Origin of the sequence: Rhodohalobacter barkolensis (assembly GCF_002834295.1) — a bacterium.
GTDB lineage: Bacteria > Bacteroidota > Rhodothermia > Balneolales > Balneolaceae > Rhodohalobacter > Rhodohalobacter barkolensis.
Window position 1 is genome coordinate 124676 of record NZ_PISP01000006.1, and the last position, 15569, is coordinate 140244.

A 15569-nucleotide genomic window follows, 5' to 3' on the forward strand; every position below is an offset into this window, starting at 1 on the left:
TTGATTATGTTGTGTGACAATTTGCTGCAAACAAATCAACAGGCTTATTAGATTATGAAAAAACCGTTAAAAAGCATAAGTGCATTTCTGATCCTCTTTTTCATCTCAACCGGAGCGTTTGCTCAGCTTCAGTCACCCGAAGAGTTCCTCGGATATGAACTTGGCGACCGATATACTCCACACCACAGAGTTTTGAGCTATGTGACCCATGTGGCCGAAAATTCCGACCTGGTAACAATCCATAAATACGGGGAGACTTACGAACTTCGTGAACTCGTCTACCTGGTTGTTACTTCGGAAGAAAATCACTCTAATATTGAGGAAATCAGGCTCAACAACCTCAAACTTACCGGGCTTGAAGAGGGCGAAGCTACAGATAATCAAAAAGCGATAACCTGGCTCAGCTACAACGTTCATGGGAACGAGACGAACAGCAGTGAAGCTGCCATGAAAACACTTTACGAGCTGGTTGACCCTTCGAACCGGGAAAGCAAGGCGTGGCTCAATGATTCTGTTGTAATTATAGACCCAATGATCAACCCGGATGGGCGGGATCGATATGTAAACTGGTTTAACGGTATGATTGGTACCGAATACAATCCCAACCCGATTGCCCGAGAGCTCAACGAACCGTGGCCGGGCGGACGATCCAACCACTACTATTTTGATATGAACCGTGACTGGGCGTGGCAAACACAGGTAGAAACTCAACAGCGAATTGCCGTTTACCAACAGTGGATGCCCCACGTGCACGTCGACTTCCACGAAATGGGATATAACTCCCCATACTACTTTGCTCCCGCTGCAAAACCTTATCACAACGTGATTACTGATTGGCAGACTGAGTTTCAAACTACCATTGGTAAAAATCACACCAAATATTTTGATGAAAACAGCTGGCTATACTACACCAGAGAAGTTTTCGACCTTTTTTATCCCAGCTATGGCGATACCTGGCCAACGTACAACGGTGCCATTGGCATGACCTATGAGAAAGCCGGCGGCGGCAGTGCCGGTGCTGCTGTATTAACTCAAGAAGGAGATACACTAACCCTTAAAGACCGGCTTACGCATCATCATGTTGCCGGAATTTCAACGATTGAAGTAACGGCTGTGAATGCGGAGCGAGTTGTTTCCGAATTTACCAACTACTTTAATAATGCAGCCAATGATCCTGCAGGCGCTTACAAATCATTTGTGATCAAAGCAGACAACAACCCCGATAAGGTTCACCACCTGCTCACATTCCTCGATAGTCAGAAAATCCGGTACGGTACAGCCGGGTCAAACCGAAATACGAATGCATACAATTTCAAAACAGGTGAGAATGAGCGTGTATCCATCTCTGAAGATGACATTGTTGTGAGCGTTTATCAGCCGCAGGGACAACTTGCTCGGGTCTTTTTTGAACCCAATCCGGAACTCGCAGACTCCCTCACCTACGATATTACAACGTGGGAAGCACACTACCGATTTGGGCTTGATGGATTTGCGCTTGAATCCAATATCAACCCGGAAGAAAATATTTCACCGGACGATTACAGAAACAGTGAAGTGTCGGGCGCGGATGAACCCTATGCTTACGTTACCGACTGGGACAGCATGGATGACGCCCGGTTTCTGGCTGAGATTACCCAAAAAGGTGTAAAAAGCCGTTTCTCGAAGGTTGATTTTGAAATTGAAGGGCAGATCTTCAAAAAGGGCTCTTTGATTATTCTCAGAGGCAATAATGCGCATCTGGAGGATTCATTTGATGAGATTGTTCGTGCAGCCGCAGATAATCATAGCAGAGACCTCTTTGGGGCATCAACAGGGTTTGTAACCTCCGGTTCAGATTTCGGATCTAATAATGTCAGCTACATTGAAAAGCCTGAAGTCGCCGTGTTGATGGGTGAGGGTACGTCTTCACTAAGTGCCGGTGAAGTCTGGCACTATTTTGACCAGCAATTACGCTATCCAACCACGCTGATTGATACCGATGATTTCATGAGAGCTGACCTCTCTGACTACAACTCCCTCGTTCTTCCATCCGGATTTTACAATGGCGTATTAACGGACAGTGCCATTGAAAAAATCTCCAGCTGGGTTCGAAGCGGTGGAAACCTCATATTAATTGGTAATGCCAACAGAAGTTTCACCAGCAGAAATGGCTTTCAGTTAACCCAAAAGCAGGTTGAATCATCCGAACCTACAACCGAAGAGCTGCTTGCATCGTACGGTGAACGATCCCGGCGATCTATCAGCACAACAACCTCTGGATCTGCTTATGAAGTCACACTCGATACAACTCACCCGCTCGCTTTTGGGTATGATGAGGAGTATTACACATTAAAGCTGAGTGCAAATTCTTACAGCTATTTGGACGATGGATGGAATATTGGAACCGTTCGGGAAAATGCTTATCGAAGCGGTTTTGTAGGAGAAGAAGCGACATCGCAAATTGAAAACTCGCTCTCCTATGGAGTGCAGGATTACGGAAGTGGTCAGGTTGTTTATATGATCGAAAACCCGCTCTTCCGGGGCTTTTGGGAGAATGGAAAATTGATGGTTGCCAACTCCATCTTCTTTGTAGGAAACTAACTTAGGTATTGGGTATTGAGCAGCGGTATCGAGATGCAAATTCATGCATTTCTTGATACTTGCTACTCAGTACCTTCTACTCTATCTACTTCTCAAACTTCATCTTCATCAGTGCAGCTGCTATTTCGATAGGTGAAAAATCACCCTCTGCAAGCGGCTCAAGCTGATCAATATACTCTCGCAATCCACCTTTTTGAAGCACGTCCACAATCTCATCCAGGTGCGACTCCATCTTCGACAGTTGCACCTCTTTGGATGATGGCATCGGCAACGGCATCAGCTTTGTACCGATAATTTTTTCAATGAAACGGATGCTTTTTCTCTTCCTTCCGGTAGAAAACGTAATGGCCATACCGGATTTTCCCGCGCGTGCAGTACGTCCAATTCGGTGTACATAAAATTCCGGATCTTGCGGTACATCGTAGTTAAATACGATATCAATATCATCCACGTCCAGTCCGCGAGCGGCAACATCGGTTGCAACCAACAGCTCAATCTTTCCGTTTCTGAATTTATTCATCACCTTGTCGCGAACATTCTGGCGCATATCGCCATGAAGGGCATCAGCGGCAAATCCGCGAGCTTGAAATTCCTGTACAAGTGAATCGCATCTGCGTTTGGTATTTGAGAAAACGAGAGTCAGATTGGCTCCCGTCATATCAATTACGCGTGAGATTGCTTCAACCCGCATAGAGTCGCGCACTTCCATGACGTACTGCTCTACACCTTCAGCTGTTTGAGCTTTGCCTTCCACTTTGATCATTTCGGGATGATCCATCCACTTATTCATGATATTCTTAATCGCTTTTGGAACAGTTGCTGAGAACATGATCGTTTGCGATTTCCCTTTACTGTAACTTAAAATCTGCTCCAGATCTTCGCGAAAACCCATATTGAGCATCTCATCGGCTTCATCAAGCACCACCATTTCGAGAGCTCCCAATTTGAGCGTACCGCGTTTCAGGTGATCGATGACTCGTCCCGGAGTTCCCACAACAATCTGAGCTCCTTTTTTCAGAGCTTTAAGTTGTCTGCTGATCGGTTGGCCACCATAAACCGGCACGGTAAATACACCGTTGACGTGCTTGGCAAGTTTTATCAGTTCGCCTGTAACCTGAATGGCCAGTTCGCGTGTAGGAGTTAAAATTAAAACGCTTGGTGATTTGGAACCTTTGTTGGCCATCTGAAGAGCAGGTATTCCAAAAGCGGCCGTTTTACCTGTTCCCGTTTGAGCCTGTCCTACCAGGTCTTTTCCCGCTAATATTTCGGGTATACATTTTTCCTGGATGGATGTCGGAGCCTCAAAGCCCATATCGTTTACGGCTTTGAGAATTTCAGGCTGAATTCCCAGCGCTGAAAAAGAAGAATTTTTCATTGTTTGTCTTTTGTTTGTAAGGAATGAAGGATAGAAATAGCCCCCTGATCGTGAAACATTATTCACCCCGGTTGCAGCAAAATCATCCTTTTTATCCTGTTATAAAATATCTGTCGCTCTCCACGCGCATCGCTCCGCTCTTGTGTTTTTTAAACATTTCGGAGATACTCCCTGGCCAAAAGCGCGTTTTACAAGCATTCAGGAGAGAACTACTGAAGAGTGGCAAAAAGGTACTGAGTTGGGCAGGTCAACGTCGAACGTCAGTTGAAGGTGCATAAGGTACGGAGAAGAATTGGATTTCCAACTATGGGATTTTATGGTTTAATGAGTAATAAGTATTGGGTATCAGGTAACAAGTACTCAATACTTACTACTTAATACCTGATACCTACTACTCTTCAACCCTACTCACTACTCTTCTTCCGAAAAAGGGTATACGCTTCCAGTATGATCCAGATTGAAAATCCAAGTATGATAGCTCCAAAAGAGAAGAGCAGCAGATTGAAATCAGACTCGCCCAGCCCAGACCAATCAAAAATAACCTGCTCTACCATGGCCCAGAGAGTCATAAACAACACAAAGATCATTGGCACCAATGTGTAGATAATTGGACGACCGAGGCGTTTCAACCAGATGGTAATCAGCAGTAAACTAATTCCGGCCAGCAGCTGGTTTGATGTTCCAAATAGCGGCCATAGCAGATATCCGCCTGAGCCCAAACCCCGCGGGCCCTCCGGCAGCAGAACAAGTGCCGCACTTGCTCCCACAGCAATCAGTGTTGATGTGTGAAGCTTGGTCAGTGGTTTTACTTTGTACTCCTCACCCAGCTCGTTCAAAATATAGCGCATCAACCGAACAGAGGTATCGAGCGTGGTTGCGGCAAAGCTGATCACAATGACGGCAATAATCGTTTGAGCCGCTTCCAACGGAATGAGGAGTCCGGTCGCTAAATAGGCTGCGCCCTCTACAAAAATATTAAGACCGTTTGCGCCGGCTGCTTCAAACGAATGGTAGTTCTCTAAAAACTCTCCGGTTGTGTTGAAGTAGGTAACAATGGCCACGATGGTAATCAGCGCCAGCGATCCTTCGCCGATCGCTCCCAGATATCCGACAAACCGGGCATCCGTCTCCTTATCCAGCTGCTTGGCCGTAGTTCCTGAGGATACCAGTCCGTGAAAGCCGGAAATCGCCCCGCAGGCAATCGTAATGAACAGGAGCGGAAACCAGCTTACATCACCGACATCCGTATTCGTCGGTGGAGCTGTAATTTCCGGACTGATCACAAAAAGTCCCAAATAGAGAATCACCAATCCCAGAATAAGCTGATATGCATTGATCAGGTCCCGTGGCTGAAGCAGCATCCAGACCGGCAGGGTCGAAGCAAAATAGACATAGACCATCAACACAATGATCCAGGTGAGAAAGGCTAACTCCACACCGGACAGACCCATAAGCGAAATGGCTTCTTCTCCGCCAAAATAGGAGACAAGGTCGATCTGCAGCACAGGAACGTAACTTGCAATAATAGCCGTAAAATACATCACTACCAGCACGATCACTGAAGGAATAAGCATACTGCCGCTCTTTTTGTATGCTCTGAAACCAATCCAGATGGCCAGCGGTATCTGAATAAAAATAGAGATAACCGTAGCCGGGAAACTGATAAAAAGGTTTGATATGACCCAGGCAAAGACGGCATTTACCATCAGCACCAAAATCAGGATAATGAATAGAAAGAGAAGCCGTCCCCGGCGACCCACCAGTTTATCAGCCAGCATTCCTACAGATTGTCCTTTGTGACGAACCGAGAGCACCATGGTTCCAAAATCGTGAACACCGGCCGCAAAGATAGTTCCAAAAACCACCCAGAGCATCGCTGGAACCCAGCCCCAGTAAACGGCAATAGCCGGACCAACAATGGGAGCAGCACCGGCAATGGATGTAAAATGATGACCCAAAAGTACAAACTTGTTGGCCGGCACATAATCTCTTCCATCGTTGAATTCGTGCGCCGGAGTCATGAAGTCCGGATTGAGCTGATAGATCTTTTCAGCCAAATACTTTGAGTAGTATCGGTAACCGATAAAGAAAAGAATGAGCGATAAAGCAGCGACTAAGCTTGCCGGCACAGTTCGATGGGTTTATAGAGCGTTGTCGGATTCAACCTTCAAAATAAACTTTTAGATTAAATGTGCAATTTTGGAATAGGCCACGGAAGCACGGAATTCACTGAGTTGGAGCTTTTGAACCGCAGAATATCGAATTTAGAAGTTAAATTACTTCATTATTCGACATTCAGTATTCTGCGGTTCGACATTCTCTCACCCTATTCTATTGAAACAAAACTGTAAGGAATCTGCTCTTCACGTTTCATACATACAAAGAATAAAGCGAAAAGAGTATAAGTATGAAAATTTATGACCTTGAAGACCGATTAATTGATTTTGCAGTACACATCATTAAAGTTGCAGAACAACTTCCGAAAAACTACACCGGCAATCATTTAGGTAAACAAATAATCAGATCTGGCACGGCTCCCGCGCTCAATTACGGTGAAGCCCAGGGCGCCGAATCGAGAAAAGACTTTATCCATAAGATGAAAATTTCGCTAAAAGAACTCCGGGAAACTTTCATCAATTTGAAAATCATCAAAAAGTCGGGCCTGATTGTAAATTATCAAACATTTACTGAAGCCCTGAAAGAGTGTAACGAATTGATTTCCATTTTTGTGAAAAGTGTGAAAACTGCGGAAAAAACATGATAGACTAAACCGCAGAATGTAGAACTCTGAATATCGAATTTCGAAGTGAAGTTACTTCATTATTCGCATTCAGTATTCTGCGGTTCGACATTCCCTCAAATCACTCATTCAATAAAAATAACACCCCTCGTCCCGACGAAATGCAATCGGGACACTCCCCTCAAGGGGAGATTTTTCCGTGTTTCCGTGGCTAAACTAGTCGTTCAACAAAACCGCATCTCCGTACCCCAAGTCTCGCAGCCTGTCCAATTGTGTACGGGCGTCGCCTACAATCACGTAATACATACGGTCGGGGTTGGCGTATTTCCTTGCCAATTCACTAATCTCCTCACGGCTCATTTCGCGAACAACATCCTGCTGATCGTTGATATAATCGGCCGACCATCCGTTGGCGCTCATGGTTTGAAGAATTCCCAGTTTTGCCCCAAGGGTTTCAAATGCCCGGGCATTGCTCTTCAGCAAGAAGCTCTGTGTGTTATCCAGATCCTGCTCAGTAAATGTATCCGGGTAGTCTGCCATGATATCTCGGATCAATTCAAGAGCTTCAAAAGTAATATTGCTTCTCACGCCACTGCCTACAGAAAACGGTCCAGGCAGATTACTGCCTGAAAATCCGGACCCAATGCCGTAGGTGTAACCTTTTCCTTCACGGAGCTCTTGCGTGAGGCGCGATGCAAATCCGCCGCCACCAAGAATGTAGTTCATCACCGTTGCCGGGTAGTAATTTTCATCCGTTTCAGGCATCGCCAGGTAACCAATTCTCAAAACCGACTGCGACGCATTCGGTACGTCATAGAAATAGACCTGTGACTGCTCAGGCGGCTCAGGCGTGTCAAAATCAGGGATTTCAACCGGTTTGGCCTCCCATTGTGATTCCAGATCAGAAAGCGAAGTTGTAGCGGTGCCCTGATCAATAGATCCGGCAATATGAAAGTTGGCAACAGACGGTGAAATATTTGTTTCATAATACGCTTTCAAATCATCCAGAGTGATCGACTCCACACTCTCTTCGGTACCCAGGCTGCTAAATGAGAGAATATGACCTTCTCCATAGAGAAGCTTATTGAACTCATTTGTAGCGATGCTGTTTGGATTCGACTGCTGCTGGGCAATACGACTCAATACACTCTGTTTTGCAAGGTCAAACTCACGCTCATCCCAGCGGGGCTCGAGCAGAATCTCCTCAACCAGGTCGAGGGTTTCATCATAATTTCTGGCAAGTGCATTTCCGGAAATTGTAAATGACTGACGCCCCGAACTTACATTGATGCTCGCACCAAGCAGATCGATCGCCTCTTCCAGCTCAGCCGGAGTCTTGTTCGCAGTACCCCGGGTCATTACATCAGCCAGCAGATTCGATACACCCACTTTCTCGGGATCTTCAACCATCAGCCCTCCGTCAATCCGTATATTGAACTGGACCAAAGGAAGTTCGCTGTTCTCAATTCCATACACGTTCATGCCGTTACTCAGCTCAGAAGTCCAAACCTGCGGTACGGTAATTTCGGGCTCCGGACCGTATGGCGGCTCCTCCGATCTGTCAAAAGAGGAAGGGGTGCGCTCATATTCCGTATCCTCCGGCAGAACAAAATTCTCACCTTCAGCTCCCTGAACAATCTCCTCGGTTTCAATGTCTGCCTCCACAGATTCATCCAACACCAAGTCTGTCTGTCCGCGGGGAACAAAGCTGGTGGCCACATAGTGTTTATCTTTGATGTATTGCTGATACACGCGGTCAACGTCTTCAAGAGTTACATCCAGTGTTTTCTGAATATCTTGATTGATATACCCCGGATCGCCGGCAAAAATATTGTACTGAGCCAGCTGAAACGCCTTTCCTAAAACGCTTGAGAGTCCGCTGTAGAAGCGGGTCTCAATTCCTGCTTTAGCACGCTGTAAATCCTGTTCTGTAAATCCGTTTTCCTCGTAGCGGGCGAACGCCTCTTCAACTCCAGCCAGTGCATCATTTAAATTTACACCGGAATATCCCCGTACCTGAACGGTTATCTCCCCGGCCAGTTCAGAGTTGCTGCTATACATATTTGCACCGGAGGTGAGCTCTTTCTCCTCAACGAGTACTTCATAAAGCGGAGCGGTTCTTCCGTCAGACAGAAGCTGAGTCAAAATTTGCAGTGCGTATGAATCATCGCTGTAGTTTTCAACACCCGGCCAGGTCAGACGAAGTTCCGGAAGTCTGGAATAATTATCCTCGTGATAAACTCTTTTAGTTTCATCCAGAACAGCCGGCTGTTTTTCAAGAGGCTCAATTTCTTCTCCGGCCGGAATTTCATCAAAATATTTCTGAACCCACTCTCGGGCCTGTTCGGAATCAAAATCACCTGCAATCACAAGAGTAGCGTTGTTCGGCACATACCAGGTATTGTAGAAGTTCACCACATCATCCAGTGTAGCCGCCTGAAGGTCATTCAGTGAGCCGATCACCTGCCAGTTGTAAGGGTGTTCCTCGGGGTAGAGATTTTTTCCGATTACATATCCGGTATGGCCATACGGTGCGTTATCCACTCCCTGACGCTTTTCATTTTTTACAACCTGTTTCTCTTTCTCCAATACCATTTCATTCACCGTGTTGATGAAGTAACCCATCTTATCAGCTTCTGCCCAAATCATCTTCTCGAGGGCATCATTCGGAACGGTTTGAAAATAGTTGGTACGATCCCGGCTGGTGGATCCATTGGCACCCGACCCTCCAATTCTCGCACTCATCTGATCCAATCCGCCCCGTCCCAGGTTTTCTGATTCAAGAAACAGCAGATGCTCAAACAGGTGAGCAAAACCGGTTCGCCCGGGAAGCTCGCGTGCAGATCCAACATGGAACGTGAGAGCTACGGCAGTGACCGGATCGGAATCGTCCTTATGGAAAATGACTTCCAGTCCGTTGTCGAGCGTGAATTTTTCATACTCTACAGAGAAATCGGTTTCAGATGATGAACTGCAAGCGCTTGCCAAGAATAGCATAGCACCCAGAATGGTGGCAAAAATCGGATAGGATAACTTCATGTGCTGTGTACATTTGGTTGAGTTGTCAGAGTTTGAATGTACACGATTTAGAGTGAAGAATTTGTAAAATTAGTTTCTTCTGAACCTAAATCCACTCTTCGGATCTTTCCCTTCTTTCTGTTGATAACTGTTTATAATAACCGTGAGTGCTGCTGCTCCGGTTAAAAGCACTGTAATCGTACTGGTATCCCAAACCAACCAAATCAGCAAAGTAATCGCAAACAGCCCGATGCTAAAGATGTATTGAAATCTCGTGACTTTTTTCTCCTCATCCTTTCTGAGTATTGGCATAACAAAAAATTATGAGTTCCAGTTATGATGAAAATAGAGTTTCATAATGAAGCAAAAAAGATGTCCACAGACCACCTATTTTCATTCAAACTAGATACGCAACCTTGACCACAAAAATATTTATGACGATTCTTTTGACTTGGAAACCCCCGGGGTAATCAGGTCACGCATTCCCTTTGCACCTGTCGGTTCCGGAATCTGGTAGGACCACTCTCGTCCTAAAACTTTATCTATGATGGCTCGCTTCGAATCATCAGAGTCTTTTATTGTTGAAGCGATTTTATAACAGATCACAACCGAATGGTTGTGCATTTCCCGATTGTATAAATTGTTCAGCTGAATGGACGTGCTGCGGTATACCCACAGGAATAGAGCTGAAACAAATTCAATGATAGCTGATCCGCCAATAACCAGAATATTAAAGTTAGCAGGGTCAGGCCGTGTAATATTCAGTTGTTCTACCGGAGCAATATACATTGTGATACCGATCAACAATAGAATAAAACCCAGCCACATGGCCAGCACACCATGGCGGAAGCTTCGTTTTGATTGATTCAATCCAATGGTATAATAGGCCTCCAGATCCGTTCGGCTGTTTTTCAACAGTTCCAGAAGATCGCCGGTGTCGGTTCCGCTAAATCGTTGAATGGCCACTTCTTCGCTTTCACGAGCTGTTTGGCGAGCCTTTACTACTTCGGGGTCTTCTGCTTCCAGGGTGATATCAAGCAGTACATTGCTGATTGAACCGGCAATCATAGCTGCCCATATTGGCATCACAAAAAGAAATAAAAATCCGAATGCAGCCGGCAGAAAATGCCACCAGGCTTCAAATGTCCAGACCCAAAGTTCCGGTATAAAAATAAACCAGCACACATAGGCGACCGGTAAAACGCACAAAAAAGCCAATGCAGTTATCATCCAGCCGGCCCAAATAAATTTTGGGTGATTTAGCAGTGATCGGCGCAACAGTTCAGAAAAACGATCTCCAAGTCCTTTCCTTTTCTGAACATTATTTTCCTGTTCTGAAAAATCTTTCTTTGTGTTCGGAGCTGAATCTAATTTGGTATTATTTGTTGTACCCATATTCCCTCTTTTTTTCAACCCGGCTCAAAATTGAACTGCGTTAAGCCATGGCCATTTATTTTTTAAATGAAGTACGAACATCTCTATCAAATGGTAATAATGTGAATTTAAAAGATTCAAACCATTAGAAATTTTATCAGTGCGGATTGAGTCTGCCGGCCATAGATCCACTTTACGATTATTACCTCCGTTACATTATCTTGGTAAAAGATTACCGGTTTCTAAAGTATTCAACACCTAACGCAGTTGTAAGAATTTTGATATTATGGATCTACCTGAGAAAGAGATGCGCTACCTGAAACTGCTTGCCCAACAATACCCGACTATTCCGGCAGCCTCTACCGAAATTATCAATCTGAGTGCAATCATGGAGTTGCCAAAAGGTACAGAGCATTTTATCTCGGATATACACGGAGAGTATGAATCGTTCTTACACGTGCTTAGCAATGGGTCAGGCTCGATTAAGAGACGCATTGAGGAGATTTTCCAGGATACCCTGCTGAAACAAGAGAAACAGAATCTGGCAACACTGATCTACTATCCGCAGAAAAAACTCCCGCTCATTTTAAAAAATGTAGATTACAAGGACGAATGGTATCGAATTACTCTTTTCAGGCTGATTAAAATTTGCCGAATCTCTTCATCAAAATATACTCGCAGTAAAGTGCGGAAAGCCCTGCCAAAGGATTTTGCCTATATCATCGAAGAGCTTTTGCATGAACAGGAAAGTGCCGTTAACCGCCAGGAATACTACAACAGTATTATTAAATCCATTATCGATACCGGTCGTGCAGAGGCATTTATTATTGCCTTGGCTGAACTGGTTCAGCGGCTGGCCATTGCCCGCCTGCATGTGATCGGGGATGTGTATGATCGCGGGCCGGGCGCACATATCATTATGGATACTCTGCTCGACTATCACTCGGTCGATTTCCAGTGGGGAAACCATGATATCGTCTGGATGGGCGCCGCTTCAGGCAGTAAAGCCTGTATTGCCAATGTGATTCGTGTCTCTCTTCGCTACTCGAATATGGAGACACTCGAAAACGGCTATGCCATTAGTATGTTGCCGCTGGTATCGCTTGCGATGGATGTTTACGGAGACGATTCCTGCGAGCAATTCAGACCCAAGGGTACAACAGACGAATTTACCGAAAATGAACAGCTCTTAATGGCGCGAATGCACAAGGCTATTACCGTAATTCAGCTGAAGCTGGAGGGGCAGATTATCAAAAGACGTCCACAATACGGAATGAAAGACCGCTTTCTCTTGGATAAGATTGATTTTGAGGCGGGTACAATTCAAATCGGAAACAAATCTTATCCCTTGCTGGACAATCATTTTCCAACTATTGATCCGGCTGATCCCTACACTCTCTCGGAGCAGGAAGAGTTGGTGATGGAAAAAATCTGTCTCTCATTTGCCAATAGCGAGCGGCTTCAGGAGCATGTCCGGTTTCTCTTTTCAAAGGGAAGTATGTACTTAAAATACAACGGTAACTTGCTCTACCACGGCTGCATTCCTATGACTAAAAGTGGAAAGCTTCGCCACTTTACCTTTGATGGCACAGACCATAGTCCCAAAAAATTCATGGACCGACTCGAGCGCCTTGCTCGTCAGGGGTATTTTACGAGCAATAATCCCGAAAAAAAACAGTATGGGCAAGATACCATGTGGTATTTGTGGAGTGGAGACCAGTCTCCGCTTTTTGGCAAATCGAAGATGGCCACCTTTGAACGCTATTTCATCAGTGACTCCGAAACTCATACCGAAGAGATGAATCCCTACTATGATTTCCGGACGGATGAAGAGGTTGCCAAAAAGATTATAACCGAATTCGGGCTTGATCCCACAAACGGCCACATCATCAATGGACATGTTCCGGTTAAAGTGAAAAAGGGCGAAAGTCCCGTTAAAGCAGGCGGTAAATTATTGGTTATTGACGGTGGTTTTGCCAAAGCGTACCAATCAAAAACCGGAATTGCCGGTTATACGCTTATTTTTAACTCCTACGGGCTTCTTCTTGCCGCTCACGAATCCTTTGATTCTACACAGATTGCGATTGAAAAAGCACAGGATATTCATTCGAAAACAGAGATTCTTGAGCAAAACAGAAAAAGAATCCGGGTTCGGGATACGGATAAGGGTCAGGAAATCGGAGAAAAGATAAAAAATCTGAAAAACCTGCTGAAGGCTTACCGCTCCGGTGCAATCAAAGAGTCGTATAAACTTTAGATCGTGAATTTGGCATATATATTCTGAGTTTCTCACTTTTCGGTCAATTTCTGAAATTTATTTTTCTCATGATTAAGGTTGCTTCGCTAATCCGTTTAGTCTGATAGATATTCTAAACCTGCTCTGAGTTGTACCGCCTCATTTCTTCCTATTTTTCTACCAGCGCCCTCTATTCGGCGATGATTATTGTACTACCTTAATACCCCGGGTTTCGCTACGCTTCACCCGGGGCTATAATCGGCCGCTCTTTCAGAGCTCAAAACCGATTATAAAAAATTATCTATCATTTAGCGCTGTACATGAACACCTCCCCTCTAGAGAGGGGAATGAGGGGTGTGTTTAACAAGGTTTCTTCAAGATTACAATCTCTACTTCCCTGAGAATTCTGGATGTTTTATCCTTCCCTACCTGGGTAACATTGATGTTTTGGAAATCAGAGTGCTGAATCAATAAGATCGAGTTCTGCAAGAGCGAGCAGATAGTAGCCCCAAGCGTTAGCTTGGGGTGCATGATTGGGATATTATCACGCCGAACAGAGTGCAACATTTAGATCTTTGATCTTCGTAGAGGCGTTACCACTGCAAATATTATTCTTCACCTTATTTTTTGATATCCGGTTTCAATCTATAGCATGGATTGGCTGATTTGAAGGCATGGAAGAAGTACTGTTTTCTCTTTATCATGCTTATTCTATCATCATCAGTTAGCACCGGCAAAATTCAAGGTTCAGGCTTTTCCCAGTTCAGGAGTATTTTTATGCACTGTCTCCTTATCCGCTTCCAAAAGTTTAAGCAACATCGTCATTGAGCCCCTGATACCGTAGTACTCTTTAGTTGGGAAAATAACGCCCGCAAATGAAATCAAGATATACCCATAACCTAGATACACGTCAAAAGGTCCAAATGATGATGTATTAACCAAATACAAATTAATTAAATGCATGGATCCGAGCAGAAAAAACATAAGCACCATGGCCATAGAACCCCAGTAGGCTTTTTTTGCTCTTTGAAGGAGTTCTGTAGCAAATTCCTCGAACCTCTCTTCATTCAACAGTTTCTTGTCTCTGTATAGCAGCTCCATCAGCTTTCCCTGATTTTCAATTTCCTGCTCAAAGTACTCTTTGATTTTTTCTTTGGGTACCATTGCCGTATCCTTTCAATTATTTTTGTCCAATTTATTCACAAATTCAATTTCTTTTCTATTGCACGTTTCAGACAGAGTTGTACTTAACCGGTCTAAATTTTTGAACCGTAATGTGAATGGAATTTTCATTGAACCTGTGATCCCTGTTTTTGCATACTGAAGATTAATCTTTTTTTTCTCCAATTCTACTTTTTCAAGGTACGCCCACGTAAATGAACTTTCTAAAGGATTTTCAGAGCTGATTTTTTCATCATCAATAATTATTGCCGATAAAGGTTTTTTATTTCCAAATATTACGCTTGATCCTGCAACCACTGCGTAAACACCTAAAAAGATGGCAGCAAATAATTCGATATCAAGACCCAAGCCTTGATAATTGTAAACCACTTCAGACAATACAAACAAACCGAGCAATATCATGATGAGGTAATAAATTTTCGCGTATTTATCATCACCGGTAAATCTTAGGCTATTCATAACCTCTTCTTTTTATTTATTTTGTGAAAAATGATATTAAAAATTTACACTTTCAATTAGAAAATCAGGTGTAAGAATGGGATAATACAAAGCCGAATAGAGCGTAAATTTATATCACGAATCTAAGTTGAGGCGTTGCTGGTGCAAATACTATTCTTTGCGCTATTTTTTGATGCCCGGTTTCAAACTGTACCGTGGATTGGCTGATTGAAGGCTTGAGGAAAGATATATTTCTATTTACCCGCATTAATATTCTAAACCTGCTCTGAGTTGAACCGCCTCATTTTTTTCCTATTTTTCTACCAGCGCCCTCTGTTCGGCGGTGAATTTTACTCGAACTGTTACCCCGGGTTATGCTGCGCTTCACCCGGGGCTATGATCGAACGCTCTTTCAGAGCTCAAAACCAATTATAAAGAATCATCGATCATTTAGCGCTGTACATAAACACCTCCCCTCTAGAGAGGGGATTGAGGGGTGTGTTTAGCAAGATATCTTCAAAATCACAATATATGTTCCACTGAGAATCATGGATGTTCTTTAACCTTACAGCAAACTAAGTCCGGTGACTATCACAGCCAAACTAATTCCAACGGCACTCATGTTT

10 protein-coding genes are annotated in these 15569 nt (G+C 44.3%); 3 read left to right on the forward strand and 7 right to left on the reverse strand.

Annotation, left to right across the window (positions count from 1 at the left end; translation table 11 throughout):
- Nucleotides 1–54: 54 nt before the first annotated feature.
- On the forward strand, nt 55–2580 hold the full coding sequence (locus CWD77_RS14005; RefSeq protein ID WP_101074209.1) for a M14 family metallopeptidase: 2526 nt from the start codon (nt 55–57) through the stop codon (nt 2578–2580).
- A gap of 85 nt (nt 2581–2665) precedes the next feature.
- Here CWD77_RS14005 and CWD77_RS14010 read toward each other — a convergent pair whose 3' ends face one another.
- Nucleotides 2666–3955 (reverse strand): DEAD/DEAH box helicase, encoded by a 1290-nt coding sequence (locus CWD77_RS14010; RefSeq protein WP_101074210.1) that lies wholly within the window; start codon nt 3953–3955, stop codon nt 2666–2668.
- A 404-nt stretch (nt 3956–4359) separates the two neighbouring features.
- Nucleotides 4360–6084: a carbon starvation CstA family protein gene (locus CWD77_RS14015; RefSeq protein ID WP_101074211.1), complete on the reverse strand. Its 1725-nt coding sequence runs from the start codon at nt 6082–6084 to the stop codon at nt 4360–4362.
- Between the two features lie 278 nt (nt 6085–6362).
- On the opposite strand from CWD77_RS14015, the gene CWD77_RS14020 reads away from it, so the two are divergent.
- A complete protein-coding gene (locus CWD77_RS14020) occupies nt 6363–6716 on the forward strand; it encodes a four helix bundle protein (RefSeq protein ID WP_101074212.1) in 354 nt (117 codons plus the stop codon).
- 195 nt (nt 6717–6911) lie between these two features.
- Here CWD77_RS14020 and CWD77_RS14025 read toward each other — a convergent pair whose 3' ends face one another.
- The 3 genes from CWD77_RS14025 to CWD77_RS14035 all read right to left on the reverse strand — a co-directional run bounded on the left by CWD77_RS14025 (nt 6912) and on the right by CWD77_RS14035 (nt 11108).
- Nucleotides 6912–9734 (reverse strand): M16 family metallopeptidase, encoded by a 2823-nt coding sequence (locus CWD77_RS14025; RefSeq protein WP_101074213.1) that lies wholly within the window; start codon nt 9732–9734, stop codon nt 6912–6914.
- Between the two features lie 69 nt (nt 9735–9803).
- The gene (locus tag CWD77_RS14030; RefSeq protein WP_101074214.1) at nt 9804–10025 is read right to left on the reverse strand and encodes a hypothetical protein; all 222 of its coding nucleotides are present in this window, start codon (nt 10023–10025) and stop codon (nt 9804–9806) included.
- 120 nt (nt 10026–10145) lie between these two features.
- Nucleotides 10146–11108: a TRADD-N-associated membrane domain-containing protein gene (locus tag CWD77_RS14035; protein ID WP_101074215.1), complete on the reverse strand. Its 963-nt coding sequence runs from the start codon at nt 11106–11108 to the stop codon at nt 10146–10148.
- A 265-nt stretch (nt 11109–11373) separates the two neighbouring features.
- On the opposite strand from CWD77_RS14035, the gene CWD77_RS14040 reads away from it, so the two are divergent.
- Nucleotides 11374–13344 carry a fructose-1,6-bisphosphatase gene (locus CWD77_RS14040; RefSeq protein ID WP_101074216.1) on the forward strand — a complete coding sequence of 657 codons (1971 nt, stop codon included), beginning with the start codon at nt 11374–11376 and terminating at the stop codon, nt 13342–13344.
- A 726-nt stretch (nt 13345–14070) separates the two neighbouring features.
- Here CWD77_RS14040 and CWD77_RS14045 read toward each other — a convergent pair.
- Nucleotides 14071–14487 carry a hypothetical protein gene (locus CWD77_RS14045; RefSeq protein ID WP_101074217.1) on the reverse strand — a complete coding sequence of 139 codons (417 nt, stop codon included), beginning with the start codon at nt 14485–14487 and terminating at the stop codon, nt 14071–14073.
- Between the two features lie 12 nt (nt 14488–14499).
- Nucleotides 14500–14964 carry a hypothetical protein gene (locus CWD77_RS14050; RefSeq protein WP_101074218.1) on the reverse strand — a complete coding sequence of 155 codons (465 nt, stop codon included), beginning with the start codon at nt 14962–14964 and terminating at the stop codon, nt 14500–14502.
- Nucleotides 14965–15569: the final 605 nt, after the last annotated feature.